Source organism: Collinsella aerofaciens (assembly GCF_015552075.1).
Lineage (GTDB): Bacteria > Actinomycetota > Coriobacteriia > Coriobacteriales > Coriobacteriaceae > Collinsella > Collinsella aerofaciens_Y.
Genome location: NZ_JADNDZ010000121.1, coordinates 90,261 through 113,777 on the forward strand (window position 1 = coordinate 90,261; position 23,517 = coordinate 113,777).

Below are 23,517 nucleotides of genomic sequence, written 5' to 3' on the forward strand. Positions count from 1 at the left end.
CCCCTCATTTAAGTCTGTCCCCAATGAGTAGGGATAGAAAAAGGCCCGGGTGCCATGGCATCCGGGCCTTTGCTAGCAACTTGATGTTGCGGGCAGCTTAGAACTTGTGGCCGCACTTCTTGCAGACGCGCAGCTTGTTCTTGCCGTCCTTCTCGTGACCAACGCGGGTAACCTTACCGCACTCGGGGCAAACGAGATTGACGTTGGAGGCGTCGATGGGAGCCTCCTGCGAAACGATGCCGCCCTGCTGGTTGGCAGCGTTGGGCTTGACGGCCTTCTTGACGACCGAAACGCCCTCGACAACGACCTTGTTCTCGGCGGGGAGAGCACGCAGGACAACGCCCTGCTTGCCGCGATCCTTACCAGAGAGAACCTGGACCTTATCGCCCTTCTTGATATACATATATCTCCCCTAACTACAGGGTCTCGGGAGCGAGCGAGACGATCTTCATGTACTTCTTGTCACGAAGCTCGCGAGCGACGGGCCCGAAGATACGGGTGCCGACGGGCGAACCATCGTTGTTGATGACAACGCAGGCGTTCTCATCAAAGCGAATGTAGGAGCCATCCTTGCGGCGGATCTCCTTAACGGTGCGAACGACGACGCAACGGACAACGTCCTTCTTCTTGACGTTGGCGCCAGGGGTAGCCTCCTGGACAGCACCGATGAACACATCGCCGATGCCTGCATAACGACGCTTGGAACCGCCAAGCACCTTGATGCAGCGAATCTTGCGAGCGCCGGAGTTGTCGGCGACGTTCAGCATGGTTTGCATCTGAATCATGGTAGATGTTCCTCCGAACTAAGAACCGAAGAGAGGTGCGCAGCCTTTATACGGCCCGTGGTATGCAAGCCAGGCATACGCACATCTTCGGAAACGTACAAGTCGTAAGAGCGACTGCTTATTTAGCGCGCTCGACGACCTCGATGAGGCGCCAACGCTTCATCTTGGACATAGGACGGGTCTCCATAACGCGGACGGTATCGCCCACGCCAGCCGTGCACTCCTCGTCGTGAGCGTGCAGCTTCTTGGAGCTAGTCATCATCTTGCCGTACTTGGGGTGACGCTTGCGCTCGGTGATGGTGACAACAATGGTCTTGGCACCGGAGACGGAGGTAACGACACCCGTACGGACCTTACGCGAGTTACGCGAATCAGTCATGTTCTCTCCTTAGGTCCTACTCGGCGACAGCGGACTTCTCCGCTGCGATCTCGCGGGCGCGCTGCTCCGTGAGGACGCGAGCGATGTCCTTCTTCACGGTGTTGACGCGAGCGGTGTTGTCCAGCTGGCTGGTGGCCATCTGGAAACGAAGGTTAAAGAGCTCGGCGCGCATTTCCTTCAGCTTCTCAACGAGCTGAGCGTCCGAGAGCTCACGAATCTCTGCGGGCTTCATTAGTTCTCCTCCTTGGCGGCGGCGGCGTCCTCAGCAGCCCACTTGGCCTCGAGAGCGGCCTCCTCAGCCATCTCCTTCTCGATGCGCTGCTCAGCGTTCTTGGCAGCAACAATCTTGGTCTTGATGGGAAGCTTGTGCTGTGCAAGACGCAGAGCCTCGCGAGCGACCTCCTCGGGCACGCCCTTGACCTCGAACATGATGCGGCCGGGCTTGACGACGGCCACCCACTCCTCGGGGTTACCCTTACCAGAACCCATGCGAGTCTCGGCAGGCTTCTTGGTGATGGGCTTATCGGGGAAGATCGTGATGTAGACACGACCTCCACGCTTCATGTAGCGGGTCATGGCAATACGAGCGGCCTCGATCTGACGGTTGGTAATCCAATGGGCCTCGAGAGCCTGGATACCAAACTCGCCGAAATGCAGCTCGGTATTACCCTTGGCCTGGCCCTTCATGGAGCCACGCTGCACCTTGCGGTGAAGAATACGCTTAGGGGCAAGCACTACTGACCCCTCCTCTCGGAGTTACGACGACGAGGACGGGAAGAGCCCTCGAGTGCAGGGTTGGGAACAGGCTGGCCCGGGAGCTTCTCGCCCAGGTAGATCCAGACCTTCACGCCGCAAGCGCCCATGGTGGTGCTGGCGACAGCCGTGCCGTAGTCGATCTTGGCACGGAGGGTGTGCAGAGGCACGCGACCCTCGCGGTACCACTCACGACGGCCCATCTCGGCGCCGCCGAGACGACCGGAGCACTGGATACGGATGCCCTTAGCGCCGGCCTTGCGGGCGGACTGGACAGCCTTGCGCATAGCGCGACGGAAGGCAACGCGGCCCTCGAGCTGCTCGGCGATAGACTGAGCAACGAGGTTGGCGTCGAGCTCGGGGCGCTTGATCTCGACAACGTCGACGGAGAGCTGGCCCTTGGAGACGCCAGCGACCTTCTCGAGCTCGGTGCGGAGGGTATCGATCTCGGCACCCTTCTTACCGATGACAACGCCGGGGCGAGCGGTGAGGATGATGACCTTCACCTTGTCGCCAGCGCGCTCGATCTCGACGCGGGAGACAGCTGCGCGGGAAAGACGCTTCTCGAGGTACTTGCGGATCTCGAGATCGTTACCGAGGGTCTTAGCGTAATCCTTCTCTGCGAACCAGCGGGAGCGCCAGTTCTCGGTGATGCCAAGACGGAAGCCGGTGGGGTAGACTTTCTGACCCATACAGCTTTACGCCTCCTTTCGAGGAGCAACGACGACGGTGATGTGGGAAGTACGCTTCAGAATACGAGAAGCGGAACCCTTGGCGCGGGGACGGATGCGCTTAAGCGTCGGACCCTCGTCAACATAGGCAGCGGCGACAACCAGGTTGTCGGCACGCAGACCGTTGTTGTTCTCGGCGTTCGCAACGGCGGAACGGAGAACCTTCTCGACATCCACGGCGACGGCGCGGTCGCAGAAGTGGAGGATGTCGAAGGCCTGAGCGACAGGCTTGCGGCGGATCAGATCGACCACCAGGCGGGCCTTGCTGGGGGAAACACGCACGTACTTAGCGACGGCGCGAACCTCGGTGGCCTCAGTTTCAATAGACTTAGTTGCCATTTACGGTTAACCCCCTATTTGGCCTTGTGGCCACGGAACGTACGAGTCGGCGCGAACTCGCCGAGCTTGTGACCAACCATGGACTCGGTAACATACACGGGCACATGCTTGCGGCCGTCGTGGACGGCGATGGTGTGACCAACCATCTCGGGGAAGATGGTGGACGCGCGGGACCAAGTCTTCACGACGTCCTTCTTGCCAGCCTCGTTCATCGCGGTGATACGCGAGAGAAGGCGAGTCTCCACGAACGGGCCCTTTTTGAGACTTCTGCTCATAAGTGCTTTCTCCTAAAACTCGGTATCCGAAATTACTTCTTACGGCGACGAATGATGTGCTGGTTCGAGACCTTCTTCTTCTTGCGCGTACGAAGGCCCTTCGTCGGCTTACCCCAGGGGGTAACAGAGGGACGACCAGAGGTGTGGTTCTTGCCCTCGCCACCGCCGTGCGGGTGGTCGACAGGGTTCATGACGGTACCGCGGACGGTCGGGCGCACGTTCATGTGACGCTTACGGCCGGCCTTGCCGATGACGATGTTGGAGTGATCGGCGTTGCCGACCTCACCGACGGTGGCGCGGCAGGTAACGAGGATGCGGCGCATCTCGGAGGAAGGCATACGGACGATAGCGTACTTGCCCTCCTTACCCATCAGCTGGCAGGAGTTACCGGCGGAACGGGCGATAGCAGCGCCCTTGCCCGGCTGGAACTCGACGGCGTGGATGAGCGTACCGACGGGAATGTCGGCGAGGGGCAGAGCGTTGCCCGGCTTGATGTCGGCGTCAGAACCGGACATGATGGTCTGACCGACCTCGAGGCCCTTGGGGGCCAGGATGTAGCGCTTCTCACCGTCAGCGTAGTGCAGCAGAGCGATGCGAGCGGAACGGTTCGGATCGTACTCGATCGTGGCAACCTTGGCGGGCACGCCGTCCTTGTTGCGCTTGAAGTCGATCACGCGGTAACGACGCTTCACGCCGCCGCCCTGGTGGCGGGTGGTGATGCGGCCGTTGTTGTTACGACCGGCCTTCTTGGGCAGGGGCTCGAGAAGAGACTTCTCGGGCTTGGTGCAGGTGATCTCGGAGAAGTCGGAGATCGTCTGCCAACGCCTACCAGCGGAGGTCGGCTTAAGGTGCTTTACAGCCATTACAATCCCTTTCAATAGGAATCCGTTAGCCATCGCAGACAGGGATTCGAGGTTCTGCCTCGGGTGCGATGACACCGGACGTATACACGGTTCCGGGCGTGTCCATTTTATACGCCCAAAACCTTGAGCTCTCGCCTCCCCTATTTGGGAGGCATGAGCTCACTCAACAGCAGCGAGTCTTAGGCCTGGTTGCCAAAGACCTCGATGGTGTCGCCCTCGGCCAGCGTGACGATGGCCTTCTTCCAAGAACGGGTCTTGCCGGCGACATAGCGCACGCGCTTGGTCTTGGGCTTGACCGTCAGGGTGTTCACGCGAACGACCTTGACGCCGAAGATCTCCTCGACAGCGTCCTTGATCTGATACTTGTTAGCATCCTTGGCGACCTCGAACGTGTACTTGTTCAGCTCCATGCCGGAGAAGGAACGCTCGGACACGATCGGACGGATGATGATCTCGTGGGCGGTCATTTATGCAAGCACCTCCCCGAAGTGAGCGGCGATGTCGGCGGGCATCAGCACAGCGTTGTTGTTGACGAGATCGTAGGTGTTGGCCTCGTCAGCGGTGATGATGAACGTCTTGGGAATGTTGCGGAACGACAGGTAGGCGTTGACGTCCTCATCGCGAACGATGATGGTCAGACGCTTGCCCTCAAGACCGAGAGCCTTGAGCATGGCGACGGCAGCCTTGGTGGAAGGCTTCTCGAAGCCGTAGTCGTCGACGAGCACGAGCTCGCCATCGGCCAGCTTGGCGGACAGCGCGGAGCGCATAGCCAGCTTGACCTCCTTGTTGTTCATACGCTTAGCGTAGGAACGGGGCTTGGGGGCGAAGACAACGCCACCGTGACGCCACTGGGCAGCACGGATGGAACCCTGGCGGGCACGGCCGGTGCCCTTCTGACGCCAAGGCTTCTTGCCGCCACCGGAAACCTCAGAGCGACCCTTAGCAGACTGGGTGCCCTGACGCCAAGAGGCCATCTGGCACTTGACGATGTGGTGCATAACGTGGATGTTCGGCTCGATGCCGTACACCTCAGCGGCGAGCTCGGCCTCGGCGACCTTCTTGCCCTCGCTGTTCTTTACTTCAAACTTTGCCATTTAAGTGTTCTCCTTGGTATGACGCTGGGCTAAATGGGCTGGGCCCTTAGGCCATACGGATGGCGACGAGACCATTCTTGGCACCCGGGACAGCGCCCTTGACCAAGATGAGGTTCTGCTCGGCATCGATGCGGACAACGGAAAGGTTCTTGACGGTAACGCGCTCGTTACCCATGTGACCGGCCATCTTGACGCCCTTGAGGACGCGCGCAGGATAGGCGCACTGACCGATAGAACCGGGATGACGCTGGAAGTGAGAACCATGCGTCATAGGACCGCGGCGCTGACCCCAGCGCTTGATGCGACCCTGGAAGCCCTTACCCTTGGAGGTACCGATGACGTCGACCTTCTCGACATCAGCGAAATCAGCGACGGTAACGACCTCGCCGACCTTGTGCTCCTCGCCGTTCTCGACGCGGACCTCACGAAGGAAACGGACAGGCTCGACGCCAGCCTTAGCGAAGTGACCAGCCATGGGCTTGTTCACGTTCTTGGCCTTGATGTCGCCGAAACCGATCTGGACGGCGTCATAGCCGTCGGTTGCCTGAGTTTTAACCTGCGAGACAGCGCAGGGGCCAGCCTGGATGACCGTGACGGGAACGACGTTATCGTCCTCGTCCCAAACCTGGGTCATGCCAATCTTGCGGCCGAGAATCATGCTGATCAAGATATGATCCCAACTCTCGCGTGGTCTTGGGACAATGCGTACGCCACCGAGCGTACGCCCCTAGAGGACCACTACTTACACGACGTGCTCCCCAGCCTTGTATTTCGCCCGGACTACCTGACAACCCTATTAAGCAGGCATTTTGTCCAGCCAGAATACTCCCCTGGTTACACACAGCTGTTTAGTATACACGGCTGCGGGCGTATCCATCGAGATTCATATTTCACTCACATTGTTTACGCAGGTAAAGTGCGTGGTACGTTCCCAGTGTGCGGCGGAGGGGGCGGGCCTGAGACATATTAAGGTTGCTGCTCTACAGTCCTGCTCACGACGGAGAGCACATTAAGTGCTCTCCTGTTCGTGCGGAACTCGCGACAACCTTAATATGTCTCAGGCCCGCCCCCTCCGCCGCACACTGGGAACGCCACGTTGATGTCTGCTAAACCTTGCTCGCTCAGGCTAATAACTTTGTTGGGGGTCCACTATTTGCTGGAGGGTGAACTTGCATTGGGACGGTTCGCCTTCTGCTTGTAGCTTTACCTCATCGAAATCGAAGATCATGATGGCGCAGTTGGGGAGTTTTGCTGGGAGCTCGAAGCCCTCTGGGGCTGCAGCCTTGATGAATTGGCGGCTGGCACTGCCGTGGCTTACTGCTAGAAGGGTTTCGATACCATCGGCGCCCATGATATTGGTGAGGGTGTCTACCATGCGCTCTTGCAGCGCCTGGCTTCCTTCTCCTCCGAATGGGATTAAGTCCTCGCCTGGATCCCAGACGTCGGTGGGCAGCGCGTCGTGCGGGCCCTCTTCAAAGGTGCCGTAGCAGCGCTCGATAATGCCTTCGCAAGGCTCAACGTCAGCGTCCGGGCCGAGGAGTTCGCATGCGACGAGACTTGCCGTGTCCATGGCTCGGCCTAAGGGTGATGAGACCACTTTGTCGGGGGTGACGCCGTGGGCCTTGAGCCATGCGGCTGCTGTCTGTGCCTGCTGACGACCCAAATCGGTGAGCGGAGAATCGCAGCGACCCTGGACGAGCTTTTTGACGTTGAATTCCGTCTGGCCATGACGAAGTAGATATAGACGCTTCATGCTCTCCCCTTCTGTATAACTAGCTTTACCAGCGCAGCCCTACTCGTGGGTATGGCCTACGTAGTCTTCGTCGATCGTGATCTTGGCAATCGACTTGGGATATTCGGATTCGACCCGTTGTGCCAGCGCGTGCTTTAGGTCCTCGGCGTTCATCGCCAAATCCGAGGGTCGCACGCAGTCAAAGATCACGTTGGTGTGCGTAGGGCCCGGCACACAGCGCAGGTCGTGAATCGAAAGACGACTATCGATCTCCTGGGCCATGGCGTTAATGCGTAAACGCATGCTCGCCACCTTGGGGTCGTCGGTCACGATGGGGTCGTAATGGAGCGTGACAATCATGCCGTCTTCGTTCCTGAACGCCTGCTCGATGTTATCGAGCGTGTCGTGACTTTCCAGCGGGCTGGCCTCGGCTGCCATCTCGGCGTGAGCGCTTGCGAACTTCCTGCCTGGGCCGTAGTCGTGAACCATTAGGTCATGGACGCCCAAAACGCCGGGATAGCTCATGATCTTGTCTCGAATGTGCTTGACCAGCTTAGGATCGGGCGTCTGGCCCAAAAGCGGGCTCACCGTATCTTGGATAAGCTCAAAGCCGCTCCAGCCAATATAGGCGCCAACGGCAAGGCCGACCCAAGCGTCAAGGTTGATGCCCGTCACCTGCGAAACAATTGCGCACGCCAGCACGGCGCCCGTGGCAAGGACATCGTTCTTGGAATCTTGCGCGGTCGCATGCAGCGTCTCGGACTCAATGCGATCGCCGAGCTTTTGGTTGAGGGCCGCCATCCAGAGTTTTACGACCATCGAAAGCACTAGAACTGCCACCAGGGCAAGCGAGAACTCGACAGGTTCGGGGTGGATGACGCGCTCAACCGAGGACTTCACCAGCTCAACGCCAATCAGCAGCACGAGCGCCGCCACGACCAATCCCGAGAGATACTCGTAGCGACCGTGGCCGTAAGGATGCTCGGGGTCGGCCGGCTTGCTCGCCAGCTTAAAGCCCAGCACGCTCACGATATTCGAGCTGGCATCGGACAGGTTGTTCATGGCATCCGCCACAATCGAAACCGATCCCGACAGCACGCCAATTACGCCCTTCGCAGCGCATAGTGCCACATTGGCGAGAATACACACCACGCCCGTCAACGTGCCCACGCGCGCACGGTCGCCCTGCGCACGCTTAACAATCCACTCGACCATCTACATCCGCCCCCACGGTACTACCTATATATCTATTGCTCAAACGGATTGTAGTGTAGCCACTTTGTCCCCCAGATACAAAAAAGGCCGCAACCCACACGGGCCACGGCCTTGGAATATGGCAAAGGAATCGTCCTTGTGTCGCACAGGTTTACGCGCTTACTTCGGCCACGCTCTTCGAGGTTTCGGGTGAATCGGCTCCGTCCCCCGTCGTCTGTCCCTTCGCCGGCACCACGCCAAAGCAGTAGCTCAGCGCCGCAGACACCGCAAATGCCACACCGCCGGCAGCGCAGCACCACAGCAGGTTCGAGATGCCGCCCGTAGCAAAGCCAATGACCATAAGGACATTCGTCATGCCGATGGTATAGGCCGTAACGTGGCCCACGGCCGCAACAAGGCCTCCGACGGCGCCGCCAATGGCCATGCACGTCAGGCACCTGCCATATTTAAAGCCGCAACCGTACAGCGCCGGCTCGCTTACGCCGCCAAGAACACCCGAGATTGAATAGCCCAGCATGAGCGCCTTCTCGTCCTTATCCGCAACGCGAAGCGACGCGCCAAAGGGCATGCCCCAAACGGCGAACGTTGCCATCGTCGCGGCGATCAGGATGCACGAATCCGTTCCCACACTCATAAACTGCGCATAGGCGAGCGATAGGACAACGTTGCTGACGCCGGCGATCTTTAGGAACTCCCAGCCCGCAGCAAGCCCCATGAGCGTGAGCAGCGACACGATGCCACCGGAATTGCCAAGCATAAACATAAGCTGGCCCAACAGCATGCCCAGATAGCTGCCCGCCGGCGCCGTAATACACAGCGAAACCGGAACCATGACAAGCATGGTCGCAAACGGAACGAACGAAAACGCCACGGCCTTAGGGATAACGCGCTTAAAGAAACACTCCACTCGCCATAGCACGGGCACCGAGATGAGAACCGGAATAACAGTCGTCGTGTAATCGTTGACCGGCGCAGGAAGCAGACCATACACGGAAGTCATCGATGCCCCCGTCGTCGATGCGGCATCGACAAGCTTGAGTAAATCGGGGGCAATCAATACGCCGCCCAGCATCATGCCCAGCTGCTCCGAGCAACCGAGCTGGCGGGCGGCCGCCCAACCAAGATAAATGGGCAAAAAGTAGTAGCCGGCGTTATAGAGCCAACTGTAGAACAGGCGATAGATATCGGAATCGGCAGACCACAGGCCCAGCATGCCTTCGCCCATAATGACAGCGACGGTGCGGAACAACGCCGCGCAGACAATAAACGGCAGCGCCGACATCATGCTTTTGGACAGATAGTCCACCACGGCCATGGCGTTTGATGAAACCGACGTTGTAAACGAGGTGTTAGAAACTTGTAGCATGGAACGCCTTTCCCAATATGACATGCGGGCTGTCCCTTTGTCACATCGTGCGGTATCGACCGATTGCGCGGTACTTTTCGTAGCGGAGGTTTGTGAGGGTCGCGTCGTCGAGCTGCCCAAGCGTATCGAAGGCATCAAATGCCGAGGACATGACGGCACCGGCGATCTCCTCATGCGACAGGCCCTTATCGTCAACAATGCCGTCGATGATGCCGAGCGCCAGCAGATCGGGGGCCGTGAGCTTAAGCGCCTCGGCGGCCTCATCCGCACGCTCGGTATCCTTCCACAGGATCGACGCACAGGCCTCGGGGCTCACGACTGAATAGGCCGAGCTCGAGAGCATCAGGATGCGGTCGGCCACGGACAGCGCCAGCGCGCCACCAGAGCCGCCCTCGCCTGTCACCACCGAGACAATCGGTGTCTTAAGGCCGCTCATCTCCATGAGATTCTGAGCAATCGCCTCGCCCTGGCCGCGCTCCTCGGCACCGATGCCGCAAAACGCGCCCGAAGTATCGACCAGGCACAGAACCGGTCGACCAAACTTTTCGGCCTGGCGCATAAGGCGACGCGCTTTGCGGTAGCCCTCGGGATGTGCCATGCCAAAGTTGCGACGCATGCGCTCTTTGGTCGTGGTGCCGCGCTCGATGGCGATGACCGTTACGGGGCGCCCGTCTTTCCAGCCAATGCCAGCCACCACAGCGGCGTCGTCGCCAAAGTAGCGGTCGCCGTGCAGCTCCACAAATCCATCCAGGCTCAGCGAGATCATCTCGCCTGCCGTGGCGCGATCTGCCGAGCGGGTCTGTTTGACAATCTCGAGCGCGGTTTTTGGTGCGGCCGAGCGCTTGAACAAGTGTCCCAACTTTTTGCCGCGGCGACCCGTATGCACGATCTCATGCGGTGCCCCCAGGCCGGGCGCGTGCCCTTCGTGCAGCGCCAGCAGCTCGCCTACCGTGAGCGCAATCTCGCCACGCGGAACAACGGCATCGCAAAAGCCGTGCTCCAGCAAAAACTCGGAGCGCTGGAATCCCTTGGGCAGGCGCTTGTGCATGTTCTGCTCGATCACGCGCGGGCCGGCAAATGCCGTCAGGGCATCGGGCTCGGCCAGGATAATATCGCCCTCCATGGCAAAGCTCGCGGTTACGCCTCCGGTCGTGGGGTCGGTGAGCACCGTGATATACAGGCCGCCCGCCTCGCTGTGGCGCCTAACCGCCGCAGAAATCTTGGCCATCTGCATAAGCGATGTCACGCCCTCTTGCATGCGCGCACCGCCCGAAACGGTAAAGCCGACAACTGGCAATCCAAGCTCGGTCGCTCGCTCAAATGTGCGACAGATCTTCTCGCCCACCACGGAACCCATCGAGCCCATCATAAAGTTGGCGTCCATAAAGAAGAGCGCGGTATCGCAACCGCAGATTTTGCCCCTGCCGCACACAACGGCATCGTGCTCGCCCGAACGCTCGCTCACGCTCTTGAGCTTGTCGGCATAGCCGGGAAACGAGAGGAAGTCCTCCGGCGCCAGACTGGCATCCCATTCCTCAAACGTGCCCTCGTCAATCGTCATGCGCATGCGGTCGCGCCCGCTCACGCGAAAGTGTTTGCCGCAACGAGGGCAGACCTCGAGGTTGTCGTGCAGGCGCGCCTCATCGATCACGCGGCGGCACTCCGGGCACTTGATAAACACGTGGCGCGCGGGAAACTCGGCGCACGACTCGGTCATCGGTCCCTCGAGGACGTTGACCGTCTTCGCTTTTCTATTCATCAGCATAGAGATGCCCCATCAGATCGGTGTGATACATGCCCGACAAGAACTCGTCGTTTGCCAGCACGTCGAGCTGAAGCTCGCTGTTTTCGCTCACGCCCTCAATCACGAGCTCGCCCAGGGCCGAGCGCATCTTGCGAATGGCGCCGTCACGCGTGGGCGCACACACGATGAGCTTGCCAAGCATGGAGTCGTAGTACGGCGGAACTTTAGCACCGGTAAACATGGCGGAATCCCAGCGCACGCGCGGACCACCCGGCACACGCAACGCGGTGACCGTTCCGCATGACGGCAGAAAGTCCGGCGTTTCGGCATTGATGCGGCACTCCATGGCGTGGTTGCGGACCGGCATGTCCTCCTGCTCAAAGGGCAGAGGCTGGCCGGCTGCCACGCGCAGCTGCCACTTGACCAAGTCGGTATCGGTCACAAACTCCGTAACCGGATGCTCCACCTGCAAGCGCGTGTTCATTTCCATAAAGTAGAAATTGCCGTCGTCCGAATACAGGAACTCGATGGTACCGGCTCCTTCGTAGCCGACGGCACGAGCCAGGTCACGCGCTGCCTTGTGCATGCGAGCACGAATGTCGTCGTGTCCGTCGAGGCACGGCGCGGGGCTCTCCTCGATTAGCTTTTGGTTGCGCCGCTGCACCGAGCACTCGCGCTCGCCGAGCGAAAACACATGGCCCTGCTTATCGGCCATAATCTGTACCTCAACGTGATGCGCCGGCGCGACGAACTTCTCCATGTAGCACTCGCCGTCGCCAAAAACGGCCTCGCCCTCGGCTCGTGCTTCAATAAAGGCCTTTGCCGCATCTTCCACGCGCTCGACCTTACGAATACCGCGACCGCCGCCGCCCGCACGCGCCTTAATAAGCACGGGGCAGCCAATGCGCTCAGCCTCGGCCGTTGCCTCCTCGGGACTTTTGAGCAAATCGCAGCCCGGCACGATGGGCACGCCCGCCGCGGCAGCCGTTCGACGTGCGGCGTCCTTGTCGCCCATGCTGTCGATCACCTTGGCCGAAGGACCAACAAACGCCAGGCCATACTTGTCGCAGTCGCGCGCGAAGCTCGCCTTCTCGGAGAAAAAGCCATAGCCGGGATGAATTGCCTTAGCTCCCGACTTCACGGCACAGGTGAGCACAGCATCGTCGTTGAGGTAGCTCTCGGCAAGACGCGGGCCGCCGATGCAATACGCCTCGTCGGCAAGCTGCACGTGCAGCGCGTCCGCATCGGCCGTGGAGTAGACGGCGACGGTCTTGATGCCCATATCGCGGCACGCGCGGATAACACGGACCGCGACTTCGCCGCGGTTGGCGATGAGCACTTTGTCGAACATGAAGCCTTCCTTAACTTTCGTGCATGAGTGCAAAAGACATATCGGCGCGGCAGCAAACCTCACCGTTGACGCTCGCAGTACCCGTCGCAAAGCGGAACGGCCCGCGCGCACGCGTGATGGAGCACACCAGATCAACCGTGTCGCCCGGGCGCACCGGACGCTTAAAGCGCACCTTGTCCAGACTCGTGTAGAACGGCGTCGCGCCGCGCGCCTCCTCATCGCCCATCAGCAGCACGCAACAGTTTTGGGCGAGCATCTCGCACTGAATCACGCCGGGGACCACCGGGTTTCCCGGAAAATGCCCCTGCAAAAAGTACTCGTCGCCCGTGATCGTGATCTTGCCGTGGGCCTCGTCGCCCACCAGCTCGGCCTCGTCGAGCAAAAGCATCGGTTCGCGATGCGGCAACAGTTCCTTAAGCTCTTCTTTGTTCATGGATATCACCTATCCGATCCTCATGAGGCAGCTGCCAAACTCCACGAGGTCGCCGTCGGCCACGCAGATCTCGAGCACCTCGCCGTCTGCCTCTGCCGTTACCTCGTTGAGAACCTTCATGGCCTCGATGATGCAGAGCGTCTCGCCGGCCTTGACCTTAGAGCCCACGTGCACAAACGGCTCGTCGCCCGGCGCCGGGGCAGCATAGAAAACGCCGACCATGGGAGCGGTCACCTCGGTGCCCTTGGGCTCTGGTGCGGCGGCAGGTGTCTGCGCGGCGGGCTCCGGTGCGGCAGGCGCGACTGTGGGAGCTGCAACTGGAGCGGCCATAGCGCTCGGCATGGGCATGGGCACGGCAACCGGCTGTGCGGCGCTCGCGCGCTCGAGTTCGACCGCGGTGCCATCGGGCTCCTCAACGCGCACGCGCGTGAGGCCGCGGTCCTCCATCACATCGGCTATCTCGGCAAGTCTTTTGGAATCCATGCTCTAGCTCCTCGTATATCTACGCAGCGCGATGGCGGCGTTGTGCCCGCCAAAGCCTAGGTTGGTCGAAAGCGCCCAGGTAAGGTCGGCGCGAACTGCGCGATTGGGCGTGTAGTCAAGATCGCAGGCGGGATCGGGCGTGCGGTAGTTAATGGTCGGCGGCACCACGCCCTGCTCGAGCGCCATGGCGCAGGCCATGACCTCGATGGCGCCCGTGGCACCGATCATGTGGCCGGTCATCGACTTAGTCGACGAGACGTGCGCGGCGCGCGCCGCGTCCTCGCCGAGCGCACGCTTAATGCCCGCCGTCTCGGACGAATCGTTGAGCTTGGTCGATGTGCCGTGGGCATTGATGTAGAGACCCTCGGAAGGCTTGACGTCGCCCTCGGTCACCGCCAGCGATATCGCGCGGGCAATGCCGGCAGCCTCGGGATCAGGACTCGTGATGTGATAGGCATCATCGGTGTTGCCGTAGCCCACGACCTCGGCATAAATGTGCGCACCGCGCGCCTGCGCATGTTCCATGCTCTCGAGCACGAGCACGCAGGCGCCCTCGCCCATCACAAAGCCGTCGCGGTCTGCATCGAACGGACGGCAGGCCGTCGCGGGATCGGGGTTGGTGGTCAATGCGCGGCAGGACGTAAAGCCCGCAACGGCATCGGGGATAATGGCCGCCTCGGCGCCGCCCGCGAGGATCGCGTCGGCATAGCCGTGCTTGATGGCGCGGAACGCCTCGCCCACCGCATGGGCCGAGGTTGCGCACGCGGTCACCACGGGCAGGGTCGGGCCCTTTGCCTTGTGGCGGATTGCGATATTGCCCGATGCCATGTTGGGGATCATCATCGCGATCATATAGGGCGATGCGCGGCGGGGCCCACGTTCGGCAATCGTATGGACGTTGTCGACGAGCGTCGTCATGCCGCCCACGCCCGAGCCCACGTAGACGCCCAGGCGCTCGCGATCGATGGCGCCTTCGACATCAAAGCCTGCATCGTGCATGGCTTCGTCCGAAGCCGCCATCGCAAACTGAACGCAGGGGTCGAGATGCTTGGCGTCACGCTTGCCAAAGTACTCGTTGCCGTCAAAGCCCTTGACCTCGGCTGCCACCTTGACGGCAAACGCATCGGTATCGAAGTGCGTGATCGGGCCGATGCCGCACGTGCCGGCGCACATGGCCGCCCAGGTGGCAAGCGCGGTGTTGCCGAGCGGCGACACGGCACCGATACCGGTGATTGCAACTCTCTGTTCCATCATGGTCTCCTCATCCAAGCCGTTCTTCGGCCCTGGTTTCTACATCGCCATTCCGCCGTCGACGCGTACGACTTCGCCCGTAATGTAGGCAGCCGCATCGCTCACTAAAAATCGCACCACACCGGCCACCTCTTCGGGCTGCGCCATACGCTTAAGGGGAATCTGCTCCTCGGTTACCGTACGCACCTTCTCCGAGAGCTTTGCCGTCATATCCGTCTCGACAAACCCGGGGGCAACCGCGTTCACTCGTACGCCGCGGGGCGCAAGCTCGCGCGCCACCGCCTTGGTCAGGCCGATCACGCCCGCCTTGGAGGCAGCGTAGTTGGCTTGCCCGGCATTGCCCATCAGGCCCACGACCGAGCTCATGTTGACGACGCAACCGCCGCGCTGGCGCATAAAGGTCTTGGTGAGCGCGCGCATCATGTTGAATGTTCCCTTGAGATTGACGTCGAGCACGCGGTCGAAGGCGTCATCGCCCATGCGCATGAGCAGGCCATCGCGGGTGATGCCAGCGTTGTTGACGAGCGCCCAAATGGAGCCAAAGTCGTTGAGGACCGCTTCCACGCACGCGTTGACGGCAGCGGGGTCGGCCACGTCACATTGATATGAGCGCGCCGTGGCGCCAGCCGCCTCGCAGGTGTCGCACGTCTCGCGCGCCGCATCGAGGCTGCCGGCATAGACGACGGCGATATCGTAGCCATCCTCCGCCAGACCGATAGCGCAGGCGCGGCCGATACCCCGCGAGCCGCCCGTGACCAGTGCCACGCGACGTGAGTCGTTGCGCTCGAGCGCGCCATTGTTCAAGTTGCCCATGTCATTCCTTTCGGGTTACAGCCCTGTGGACTATGCAAGCTCGTCGGCAATAGCTGCGACCTGCTCGGCCGTTTCGCACGAATACACGCGAACATCGCTCAGCGTACGCTTGACCAGGCCCGACAGGGTTTTGCCAGGGCCGACCTCAATAAACGTGTCGATGCCCTGATCCTGCAGAGCATGCAGCGTATCGACCCAGCGTACGGCATGGCTCACCTGATTGGCCAAGACATCCGATGCCGTCTGGGGGTCCGCCGGATAGGGCGCCGCTGTCATATTTGCCAAAACAGGAATGAGCAACGGGGACGGCGCGTGACCGGCCTCAATATATGCGGCAAGGCCACAGGTCGCCTCGGCCATATAGGGGCTATGAAATGCACCCGACACCGCGACCTTCATGGCGCGGCCGCCAGCCTCTTTTACTAGGACGTCGAGCTCCTGCAGCGCCTCGGGCGCTCCGGCCACAACCGTCTGCTGTGGGCTGTTGTAGTTGACTGGCCAGCAGTCCTCGCCGGCCTGTTTTGCCAGGCCCTCGACTTGCGCCGCATCGAGCTTGATGACGGCGCGCATGCCGCCCGGATGGCGCTCGGCAGCCGCGGCCATCAGCGCCGCGCGCTCGCACACGAGCTCAAAGCCCGCTCGCGTATCGAACGCCCCCGCAAAGGTGAGCGCGGCGACCTCGCCCAGCGAGAATCCCGCACAGGCGGCAGGTACCACGCCGCGCTCACGCAGGGCGGCAGCCGCTGCCAGGTCGTGAACGAACACGCACGGCTGCGTGTTCTCGGTCTGCGAGAGCTCCTCCTTGGAGGCACTCCGGCATTGCTCGCTGGTCCCCGGGCGCACCTCGTCGGCAATGGCGAACACCTCGGCGGCCGCCGGCGATGTCTCGATCAAGTCGACGCCCATCGCGGGGTGCTGGGCACCCTGGCCGGCAAACAAAAACGCTACGCCACCCATGCGCACGCACCCTTCAGGACGTGCTCGGCGCCATCGACCAGGTCGTCAACGATTTCGCGTGCGCTCTGGCGCTCGTTGACCATGCCGGCAATCTGTCCACACAAAAACGAACCCTCTTCGTAGTTGCCGTCCTTGGCGGCCTTACGCAGCGCACCGGTTCCCATAGCACCGAGCTCCTCGGCACTCGCGCCGGAACCCTCGCTCTTGACATAGGCGTTGGTGAAGGGGCTCTTGAGGGCGCGCACTGGATGTCCCGTCGAGCGACCGGTCGCACGCGTTGAAGTGTCGTTGGCCTTCAGGACCATCTCTTTGTACTGCTCCGAGACGGTGCACTCGTCTGCGACCAGAAAGCGCGTACCCACTTGCACGCCTTCGGCGCCCAGCATAAAGGCGGCCGCCACGCCGCGGCCGTCGGCAATACCGCCGGCGGCCACGACGGGAATGTCAACCGCATCGACGACCTGCGGCACCAGTGCCATCGTCGAGGTCTCGCCAATATGGCCGCCCGATTCGGTACCCTCGGCAACAACCGCCGTGGCTCCACGACGTGCCACGAGGCGCGCCAGCGCCACCGAGGCAACGACCGGGATGACCTTGATGCCCGCCTCGTTCCACGCCTTCATGTACTTGGCGGGATTGCCGGCGCCCGTCACGACGACCGGCACTCGCTCGTCAATCACGACCTGTGCAACCTCGTCGGCAAACGGGCTCATGAGCATGACGTTGACGCCAAAGGGCTTATCCGTCTTGGCGCGCAGCTCATGAATCTGGTCGCGAAGCCAGTTGGCGTCGGCGTTCATGGCCGCGATGATGCCTAAGCCACCCGCCTCGGACACTGCGGACGCAAGCGAGGCATCGGCAATCCAGGCCATACCGCCCTGGAACACGGGCTTTTCGATGCCGAGCAGATCGCAGAGAGGAGTCTTGAGCATCTCTACTTCTCCAATGCCGCCTCGACCGTATCGGCGAACTCGCCGACCGTCTTGGGGTTCTCCTCGGTATCGAGCTGGATGCCAAACTCGTCCTCGACGGCAACGAGGATCTCGACGGTGCCCAGGCTGTCGAGACCAATCTCCTCGAGCGTGGACTCGGGCTTCATCTCGACATCGTCAAGACCGGCGGTCTCGCGGATAACGTCGCAAACGCGCTCGAAGGTCTTCTGATCTGCCATGGTAGTTCTCCTTTGGTTGTGCCCTAGGGCGTTTTTATTTCCTATGTGCGACTACTTCCAACGAAGCAGATAGCCACCTATATCCAGACCGGCGCCAAATCCAACCAAGGCGATGGTGTCGCCTGTGTGAAGTGCACCGGCGTTTGCCAGCCGGTCGAAGGCAAGCGGAATGCATGCGCTCGAGATGTTGCCGGTTTCACGCAACGTGCGAACCACGCGCTCGTCCGGCACGCCCAGGCGCTTGACCGCCTGGCTCAGGATTCGTTCGTTAGCCTGATGGAATACAAAATGATCGATGTCTTCGACCAAAATGCCCGCATCGATCGCAAGCTTATGGACCGTGTCGCAGATGGCGTTGACGCCGAACTTGAACACGCGGCGGCCATTCATGGACAGCACGCTCGCGCTATCTGCGGAAGCCTTAAACGGCGAGGTACCGACCAGACCGGGAACGCGCAACGTCTCGACGTCGGGCGCCGTCAAAAGCTCAACGGCAAGGGGGTTGTCTCCCCCAGCTTCAATCACTGCGGCGCCTGCCCCATCGCCAAAAAGCACGCAGGTGGCACGGTCGGTCCAGTCGAGCGCGCGCGTCATCTGCTCGGCAGCAACAACAAGCACGCGCTCGGCACGGCTGCGAGCGATATAGCCCTCGGCGACATCGAGCGCAAATACGAAGCCGGCACAAGCCGCCGAGACATCGAAGGCAGGGCACGTCGCGCCTAGTCGCTCAGCAACGGCACACGCCTCAGCGGGAACAAGGTGGTCACCCGTCGTCGTCGAGCAGACGATCAGATCCAGCTGGCTCGCGTCGATTCCGGACACCTGGAGTGCCCGCTCGCTCGCCGCTACTGCAAGGTCGTCAAGTGACTCGGTGGTGCAGACGTGGCGGCTCTTGATACCTGTGCGAGTAAAAATCCACTCATCCGAGGTATCGAGGAACTCAGACAGCTCGTCATTGGAAACACTGCGCTCAGGAAGTGCCGAACCTGTTCCAAGAATCGTGAAACCCATCACTAACCTCCTTTGAGTTGTTGACGTGTTTACATCGACCAAGAGAGGATAACGCATTTCAGTCTTTGTTGACGTGTTAACATTAAATTGTCCAAATGCGACAAAGGCTTCACATTGTGTCTATCTCTCGACACCATTGCGTCATTCACTTATTCAATAAGGAGGTAGCAGCCGCTATGGATGCCCAATTAACGATTGTCGACGTAACCGGATCGACCAACGATGACCTGCTCGAGGCAGGAAAACAGGGTGCGCCGCACGGCACAGGACTTGCCGCCCGCGCGCAAACGGCAGGACGCGGCCGGCGCGGCCACAAGTGGGATTCAACCGCCGGCAACCTATTGCTTTCGATTGTCCTGCGTCCATGCGTTAATCCCGCAAAGTACTCTGGTCTTGCCGCCGTCAGCGGCCTAGCGGTGCTCGAAGCACTCGAAAAGCAGGGTCTTGCAAACGAGATTCGCCTTAAATGGCCCAACGACCTGGTCGCGCGAGGACGCAAGCTCGGCGGCATTCTGGTCGAGGCCGCACGCGATAACGAAGGCAAACCTTTCGCCGTCTGCGGCATTGGTGTCAACGTAAACTACACGCCCCAAGAGGTGCCCGATGGCGGCCTGGCGGCAATTGGCCTCTCGGACCTTAACGAGAGCGTTCCCACCGTCAACATGCTCCTCGATGAGGTCTATCACGCAGTTATAGACGCTGTAGATGCGTGGGCAGAGCGTCTTAACGCCATGGAAGAAGACGGCGGACCGCTCGCGCCCGTCCACGGCGAATATGTCACTCACCTCAATTGGATTGGGGAGCACGTTATCGCCCGTTCCCCTGCCGGCGACGAGCTGGCACGCGGCATCTTTAAAACCGTCGATGGCTTTGGTCGCGCGTGTATCGAAACGGAAGGCGGTTTGCGATTCTTCCATTTTGAGGAGGCATCGCTGCGTCCCGCGAGCGAATAGGGCGCCACAGCCAGCCGCTCGGCAGCCTTATCCGGCGGTCTAATCCCATCATGCTAAACAAAAGGGCCCCGCTACCGTAACGGCAGCGGGGCCCTTTAAGCTATGAGCGATATCGCTTAGAGCTTGATGTCGATGTCGACGCCAGCGGGGAGGTCGAGACGCATGAGCGAATCAACGGTGCCCGAGGTGGGGTCGAGAATGTCGATAAGGCGCTTGTGTGTGCGCATCTCGAACTGCTCACGGGAGTCCTTGTTCACGTGCGGCGAGCGGATAACCGTGTACAGGTTGCGCTCGGTGGGCAGGGGGACAGGACCGGAAACGCGAGCGCCGGTCTTCTGAGCGGTCTCGACGATGAGCTTCGCGGACTGATCGACGACCTCGTGATCATAGCCCTTGAGGCGAATGCGGATCTTCTGGGTAGCCAACTTAAACCTCCAAAGAGTGCGAGAGATGTTCTCGCAGGATTACGTAACAGGGAGCTCGAACTTAGGCGTTCTTGCTCATGACCTCGTCCACGATGGACTTGGGCGCAGGCTCATAAGAGTCGAACTGCATCGTGTAGGATGCACGGCCCTGGGTCTGGGAGCGAAGGTCGGTAGCGTAACCGAACATCTCGCCCAGCGGCACCTTGGCACGGATGAGCTTACTGTTCTTGCGATCCTCCATGCCCTCGATCTTGCCGCGGCGACCGGAGAGGTTGCCCATAACGTCGCCCATGTACTGCTCGGGGGTCTCGACCTCGACAGCCATGATCGGCTCGAGCAGCTGCGGGTCGGACTTCTTGAGGGCGTCCTTGATAGCCATGGAACCGGCGATCTTGAAGGCGGCCTCGGAGGAGTCGACCTCGTGGTAAGAACCGTCGAACAGGGTGACCTTGACGTCGAGGACCGGGAAGCCGGCGATAACACCGGTGTTCAGGGCCTCCTGGATGCCCTTGTCGATGGACGGGATGTACTCCTTGGGCACGACGCCGCCGACGATAGCGTTGACGAACTCGTAGCCGAAGCCCTCCTCCATCTTCTCGAGCTTGATGACGGCGTGGCCGTACTGACCGCGACCGCCGGACTGACGGACGAACTTGCCCTCAGCCTTCTCGACATCGTGACCAGCGGTCTCGCGGTAGGCGACCTGGGGCTTACCAACGTTAGCGTCAACCTTGAACTCACGGAGCAGACGGTCGACGATGATCTCGAGGTGCAGCTCGCCCATGCCGGCGATGATGGTCTGGCCGGTCTCGTGGTTGGTGGACACCTGGAAGGTCGGGTCCTCCTCGGCGAGCTTGGTCAGAGCAAGGGACATCTTGTCCTGCTCGGCCTTGGTCTTGGGCTCGATGGCAACGTCGATAACGGGCTTAGCGAACTCGATCTTCTCGAGGACGATCTCCTTGCCCTCGGCGCACAGGGTGTCACCGGTGGTGGAGTTCTTGAAGCCGACGCAAGCGACGATGTCGCCAGCGGCAGCGTCGTCACGGTCGATACGCTCGGCGGCGTTCATCTCGAGGATGCGGCCGAGGCGCTCGCGCTGACCGTTGGAAGCGTTGACCACGTAGGAGCCGGACTCGGCGCGGCCGGAGTAAACGCGGACATAGGTGAGCTTACCGACGAACGGGTCGGTCATGATCTTGAAGACCAGGCCGGAGAAGGGCTCGTCGAAGGAAGGATGACGCTGGATCTCCTCGCCGGTGTCCGGATCGGTACCGGTGACGGCCTCAACGTCGAGCGGGCTGGGCAGGTAGTCGACGACAGCGTCGAGCAGCTCCTGGACGCCCTTGTTCTTGTAGGCGGAGCCCACGAAGACGAGGTTGAGCTCGTTGGCCAGAACGCCCTTGCGCAGAGCAGCCTTGAGCTCCTCGACGGTGAAGTCCTCCTCCATGAGAATCTTCTCCATGAGCTCGTCGTCAAAGCTGGCAGCAGCGTCGAGGAGCTCCTCGCGCTTGGTGGCAGCGATGTCGGCAAACTCAGCCGGGATCTCGTCCATCGGCTCGGGGTAGGTCATGCCCTTCTCGTCGGCCTTGAAGTCCCATGCAGTCATGGTGACCAGGTCGATGACGCCCCAGAAGTTGTCCTCGGCGCCCATCGGGACCTGAGCGGCCACGGCGTTAGCGTCGAGACGATCCTTCATGGTCTCGATAGCGTTGAAGAAGTCAGCGCCCACGCGGTCATACTTGTTGATGAAGGCGATACGGGGGACGTTGAAGGTAGAAGCCTGACGCCAAACGGTCTCAGACTGGGGCTGAACGCCGGCAACGGCGTCGAAGACGGCGACAGCGCCATCGAGGACGCGCAGGCAGCGCTCGACCTCAGCGGTGAAGTCAACGTGGCCCGGGGTGTCGATGATCTGGATGCGGTAGTCCTTACCGTCCTTGTTCCAGAAGCACGTGGTAGCAGCGGAGGTAATGGTTACGCCGCGCTCCTGCTCCTGAACCATCCAGTCCATGGTGGCAGCGCCCTCATGAACCTCACCGATCTTGTGGGTCTTACCGGTGTAGTAAAGAATACGCTCGGTCGTGGTGGTCTTACCGGCATCGATGTGGGCCATGATGCCGATGTTACGGGTATCGGAAAGCTTGTACTTAGGCTTAGCCATGTTAGTTCCTTACCTTAACTTACCAACGATAGTGAGAGAACGCGCGGTTGGCCTCGGCCATCTTGAAGACGTCCTCACGCTTCTTGACGGAAGCGCCCAGGCCGTTGGAAGCGTCGAGGATCTCGTTGGCGAGACGCTCGGCCATGGTCTTCTCCTTGCGAGCGCGGGAGAAGTTGACGATCCAGCGGATACCCAGAGCGGTGGAACGACGGGAGTTGACCTCCATCGGAACCTGATAGGTAGCGCCACCGACACGCTTGGGCTTAACCTCGAGCGTGGGCTTGACGTTGTCCATAGCCTTCTTGAAGGTAGCGAGAGCGTCGCCACCCTCGGACTTCTCGGCAACGATCTCGAAAGCGGTGTAAACGATGCGCTCAGCGGTGGCCTTCTTGCCGTCAAGAAGGACCTTGTTGATGAGCTGAGTCACCAGGCGGTTGTTGTAAACGGCGTCAGGCTGAACCTCACGACGATTAGCTGCTGCACGACGCGGCATGTGAAATCTCCTTAAGTGTCTACCGTGCGGCGCTTAGGCGGCACACGGCGAAAGTATCAAAACGTTATCTGGCTTATTTAGCCTTGGGGCGCTTAGCACCGTACTTGGAACGGGCCTGCATACGGTTCTGGACCGGAGCAGCGTCGTAGGCGCCACGGATGACGTGATAACGGACACCAGGGAGGTCACGGACACGACCGCCGCGGACGAGCACGATGGAGTGCTCCTGCAGGTTGTGGCCCTCACCCGGGATGTAAGCAGTAACTTCGATGCCGTTGACAAGGCGAACACGGGCAACCTTACGAAGAGCCGAGTTCGGCTTCTTGGGGCTCGTGGTGAAGACGCGGGTGCACACGCCGCGCTTCTGGGAGTTGTGCTGCAGAGCAGCGTTCTTGGACTTCTTGGGCACGGAACGACGGCCCTGGCGAACCAGCTGGTTAATAGTAGGCAAAGCGTACTCCTTCTCGAATGATTCCAGCTTTCTGTAAAGTGCAACGGCTTGAATCGAGGGGTCAGCATCCCCCTACGAAACACGCAGTTCGATAGGATACGTGGCGTTAGCTGTGCCGTCAACAGACCACGCCGCCGGGCGTATCCCAAAATAGCCATATTTCCGCAAAGCCTACACAAAAGGAATCCCCTCCTGTGCGCGGGGGCGGATTCCCGGCCCGGGCGGCCCGCTGTTTAAGTTTGCTGCTCTACAGTCCTGCGCAAGACGGAAAGCACATTAAGTGCTTTC

Annotated in this window: 29 protein-coding genes and 1 pseudogene; 1 reads left to right on the forward strand and 29 read right to left on the reverse strand. The window is 60.8% G+C overall.

The window, feature by feature from the left end; genetic code table 11:
* Nucleotides 1–97 precede the first annotated feature (97 nt).
* The 25 genes and pseudogenes from rplX to I2D41_RS09725 form a co-directional block, all read right to left on the reverse strand.
* A complete protein-coding gene (rplX, locus tag I2D41_RS09605) occupies nucleotides 98–403 on the reverse strand; it encodes a 50S ribosomal protein L24 (RefSeq protein WP_006235043.1) in 306 nt (101 codons plus the stop codon).
* Between the two features lie 13 nt (nucleotides 404–416).
* Nucleotides 417–785: a 50S ribosomal protein L14 gene (rplN, locus tag I2D41_RS09610; protein ID WP_006235041.1), complete on the reverse strand. Its 369-nt coding sequence runs from the start codon at nucleotides 783–785 to the stop codon at nucleotides 417–419.
* Between the two features lie 118 nt (nucleotides 786–903).
* Complete coding sequence (gene rpsQ, locus I2D41_RS09615; protein WP_006235040.1) at nucleotides 904–1,164, reverse strand: 30S ribosomal protein S17; 261 nt, start codon at nucleotides 1,162–1,164, stop codon at nucleotides 904–906.
* 16 nt (nucleotides 1,165–1,180) lie between these two features.
* On the reverse strand, nucleotides 1,181–1,396 hold the full coding sequence (rpmC, locus tag I2D41_RS09620) for a 50S ribosomal protein L29 (protein WP_006235039.1): 216 nt from the start codon (nucleotides 1,394–1,396) through the stop codon (nucleotides 1,181–1,183).
* An 86-nt stretch (nucleotides 1,397–1,482) separates the two neighbouring features.
* A pseudogene (gene rplP, locus I2D41_RS09625) lies at nucleotides 1,483–1,899 on the reverse strand (50S ribosomal protein L16); the annotation flags it as partial.
* On the reverse strand, nucleotides 1,899–2,609 hold the full coding sequence (gene rpsC / locus I2D41_RS09630; RefSeq protein ID WP_006235037.1) for a 30S ribosomal protein S3: 711 nt from the start codon (nucleotides 2,607–2,609) through the stop codon (nucleotides 1,899–1,901). The gene rpsC and the pseudogene rplP, both read right to left, overlap by 1 nt.
* Nucleotides 2,610–2,615: 6 nt before the next feature.
* Complete coding sequence (gene rplV, locus I2D41_RS09635; protein WP_006235036.1) at nucleotides 2,616–2,987, reverse strand: 50S ribosomal protein L22; 372 nt, start codon at nucleotides 2,985–2,987, stop codon at nucleotides 2,616–2,618.
* A gap of 14 nt (nucleotides 2,988–3,001) precedes the next feature.
* On the reverse strand, nucleotides 3,002–3,262 hold the full coding sequence (gene rpsS, locus I2D41_RS09640; RefSeq protein ID WP_006235035.1) for a 30S ribosomal protein S19: 261 nt from the start codon (nucleotides 3,260–3,262) through the stop codon (nucleotides 3,002–3,004).
* A 32-nt stretch (nucleotides 3,263–3,294) separates the two neighbouring features.
* The gene (gene rplB / locus I2D41_RS09645) at nucleotides 3,295–4,125 is read right to left on the reverse strand and encodes a 50S ribosomal protein L2 (RefSeq protein WP_022094198.1); all 831 of its coding nucleotides are present in this window, start codon (nucleotides 4,123–4,125) and stop codon (nucleotides 3,295–3,297) included.
* A gap of 179 nt (nucleotides 4,126–4,304) precedes the next feature.
* On the reverse strand, nucleotides 4,305–4,592 hold the full coding sequence (gene rplW, locus I2D41_RS09650) for a 50S ribosomal protein L23 (protein WP_022094197.1): 288 nt from the start codon (nucleotides 4,590–4,592) through the stop codon (nucleotides 4,305–4,307).
* Nucleotides 4,593–5,219 (reverse strand): 50S ribosomal protein L4, encoded by a 627-nt coding sequence (gene rplD, locus I2D41_RS09655; RefSeq protein WP_006235032.1) that lies wholly within the window; start codon nucleotides 5,217–5,219, stop codon nucleotides 4,593–4,595.
* Nucleotides 5,220–5,265: 46 nt separating this feature from the next.
* Entirely contained in the window at nucleotides 5,266–5,886 is a 621-nt protein-coding gene (gene rplC / locus I2D41_RS09660; protein WP_035137484.1) for a 50S ribosomal protein L3, read from the reverse strand.
* Nucleotides 5,887–6,345: 459 nt separating this feature from the next.
* Nucleotides 6,346–6,972 (reverse strand): histidine phosphatase family protein, encoded by a 627-nt coding sequence (locus I2D41_RS09665; protein WP_195364348.1) that lies wholly within the window; start codon nucleotides 6,970–6,972, stop codon nucleotides 6,346–6,348.
* Between the two features lie 39 nt (nucleotides 6,973–7,011).
* Nucleotides 7,012–8,166 (reverse strand): cation diffusion facilitator family transporter, encoded by a 1,155-nt coding sequence (locus tag I2D41_RS09670; protein WP_195364349.1) that lies wholly within the window; start codon nucleotides 8,164–8,166, stop codon nucleotides 7,012–7,014.
* 151 nt (nucleotides 8,167–8,317) lie between these two features.
* Nucleotides 8,318–9,532 (reverse strand): PTS transporter subunit EIIC, encoded by a 1,215-nt coding sequence (locus I2D41_RS09675; protein ID WP_148331880.1) that lies wholly within the window; start codon nucleotides 9,530–9,532, stop codon nucleotides 8,318–8,320.
* A gap of 40 nt (nucleotides 9,533–9,572) precedes the next feature.
* Nucleotides 9,573–11,297 (reverse strand): acetyl-CoA carboxylase, carboxyltransferase subunit beta, encoded by a 1,725-nt coding sequence (accD, locus tag I2D41_RS09680; protein WP_195364350.1) that lies wholly within the window; start codon nucleotides 11,295–11,297, stop codon nucleotides 9,573–9,575.
* On the reverse strand, nucleotides 11,284–12,627 hold the full coding sequence (locus tag I2D41_RS09685; protein ID WP_195364351.1) for an acetyl-CoA carboxylase biotin carboxylase subunit: 1,344 nt from the start codon (nucleotides 12,625–12,627) through the stop codon (nucleotides 11,284–11,286). Before I2D41_RS09685 ends, accD begins: the two co-directional genes overlap by 14 nt.
* A 10-nt stretch (nucleotides 12,628–12,637) precedes the next feature.
* Nucleotides 12,638–13,060, reverse strand: coding sequence for a 3-hydroxyacyl-ACP dehydratase FabZ (gene fabZ / locus I2D41_RS09690; RefSeq protein WP_006235025.1), 423 nt, complete (start codon nucleotides 13,058–13,060; stop codon nucleotides 12,638–12,640).
* A gap of 9 nt (nucleotides 13,061–13,069) precedes the next feature.
* Entirely contained in the window at nucleotides 13,070–13,543 is a 474-nt protein-coding gene (accB, locus tag I2D41_RS09695) for an acetyl-CoA carboxylase biotin carboxyl carrier protein (protein ID WP_022094191.1), read from the reverse strand.
* Nucleotides 13,544–13,546: 3 nt separating this feature from the next.
* Entirely contained in the window at nucleotides 13,547–14,794 is a 1,248-nt protein-coding gene (gene fabF, locus I2D41_RS09700; protein ID WP_195364352.1) for a beta-ketoacyl-ACP synthase II, read from the reverse strand.
* 39 nt (nucleotides 14,795–14,833) lie between these two features.
* Nucleotides 14,834–15,607 carry a 3-oxoacyl-[acyl-carrier-protein] reductase gene (fabG, locus tag I2D41_RS09705; RefSeq protein WP_195364353.1) on the reverse strand — a complete coding sequence of 258 codons (774 nt, stop codon included), beginning with the start codon at nucleotides 15,605–15,607 and terminating at the stop codon, nucleotides 14,834–14,836.
* Between the two features lie 30 nt (nucleotides 15,608–15,637).
* Nucleotides 15,638–16,564 (reverse strand): ACP S-malonyltransferase, encoded by a 927-nt coding sequence (locus I2D41_RS09710; RefSeq protein ID WP_138113093.1) that lies wholly within the window; start codon nucleotides 16,562–16,564, stop codon nucleotides 15,638–15,640.
* Nucleotides 16,552–17,496 carry an enoyl-[acyl-carrier-protein] reductase FabK gene (gene fabK / locus I2D41_RS09715; protein ID WP_195364354.1) on the reverse strand — a complete coding sequence of 315 codons (945 nt, stop codon included), beginning with the start codon at nucleotides 17,494–17,496 and terminating at the stop codon, nucleotides 16,552–16,554. The genes I2D41_RS09710 and fabK overlap by 13 nt, the downstream gene beginning before the upstream one ends.
* Nucleotides 17,497–17,498: 2 nt before the next feature.
* Nucleotides 17,499–17,735 carry an acyl carrier protein gene (locus I2D41_RS09720; protein WP_006235019.1) on the reverse strand — a complete coding sequence of 79 codons (237 nt, stop codon included), beginning with the start codon at nucleotides 17,733–17,735 and terminating at the stop codon, nucleotides 17,499–17,501.
* 51 nt (nucleotides 17,736–17,786) lie between these two features.
* The gene (locus I2D41_RS09725; protein ID WP_195364355.1) at nucleotides 17,787–18,746 is read right to left on the reverse strand and encodes a 3-oxoacyl-ACP synthase III family protein; all 960 of its coding nucleotides are present in this window, start codon (nucleotides 18,744–18,746) and stop codon (nucleotides 17,787–17,789) included.
* A gap of 176 nt (nucleotides 18,747–18,922) precedes the next feature.
* Between I2D41_RS09725 and I2D41_RS09730 the strand changes: the two genes are divergently transcribed.
* A complete protein-coding gene (locus I2D41_RS09730) occupies nucleotides 18,923–19,699 on the forward strand; it encodes a biotin--[acetyl-CoA-carboxylase] ligase (RefSeq protein WP_195364356.1) in 777 nt (258 codons plus the stop codon).
* A 116-nt stretch (nucleotides 19,700–19,815) separates the two neighbouring features.
* Here the strand turns inward: I2D41_RS09730 and rpsJ are convergent, their stop codons facing one another.
* The 4 genes from rpsJ to rpsL form a co-directional block, all read right to left on the reverse strand.
* Entirely contained in the window at nucleotides 19,816–20,124 is a 309-nt protein-coding gene (gene rpsJ, locus I2D41_RS09735; protein ID WP_022094184.1) for a 30S ribosomal protein S10, read from the reverse strand.
* A gap of 61 nt (nucleotides 20,125–20,185) precedes the next feature.
* Nucleotides 20,186–22,285 carry an elongation factor G gene (fusA, locus tag I2D41_RS09740; protein WP_022094183.1) on the reverse strand — a complete coding sequence of 700 codons (2,100 nt, stop codon included), beginning with the start codon at nucleotides 22,283–22,285 and terminating at the stop codon, nucleotides 20,186–20,188.
* A 19-nt stretch (nucleotides 22,286–22,304) separates the two neighbouring features.
* Nucleotides 22,305–22,778, reverse strand: a complete 474-nt coding sequence (gene rpsG / locus I2D41_RS09745) for a 30S ribosomal protein S7 (RefSeq protein WP_006235013.1) — start codon at nucleotides 22,776–22,778, stop codon at nucleotides 22,305–22,307.
* A 73-nt stretch (nucleotides 22,779–22,851) separates the two neighbouring features.
* Nucleotides 22,852–23,229 carry a 30S ribosomal protein S12 gene (gene rpsL, locus I2D41_RS09750; RefSeq protein ID WP_006235012.1) on the reverse strand — a complete coding sequence of 126 codons (378 nt, stop codon included), beginning with the start codon at nucleotides 23,227–23,229 and terminating at the stop codon, nucleotides 22,852–22,854.
* Between the last annotated feature and the right edge of the window lie 288 nt (nucleotides 23,230–23,517).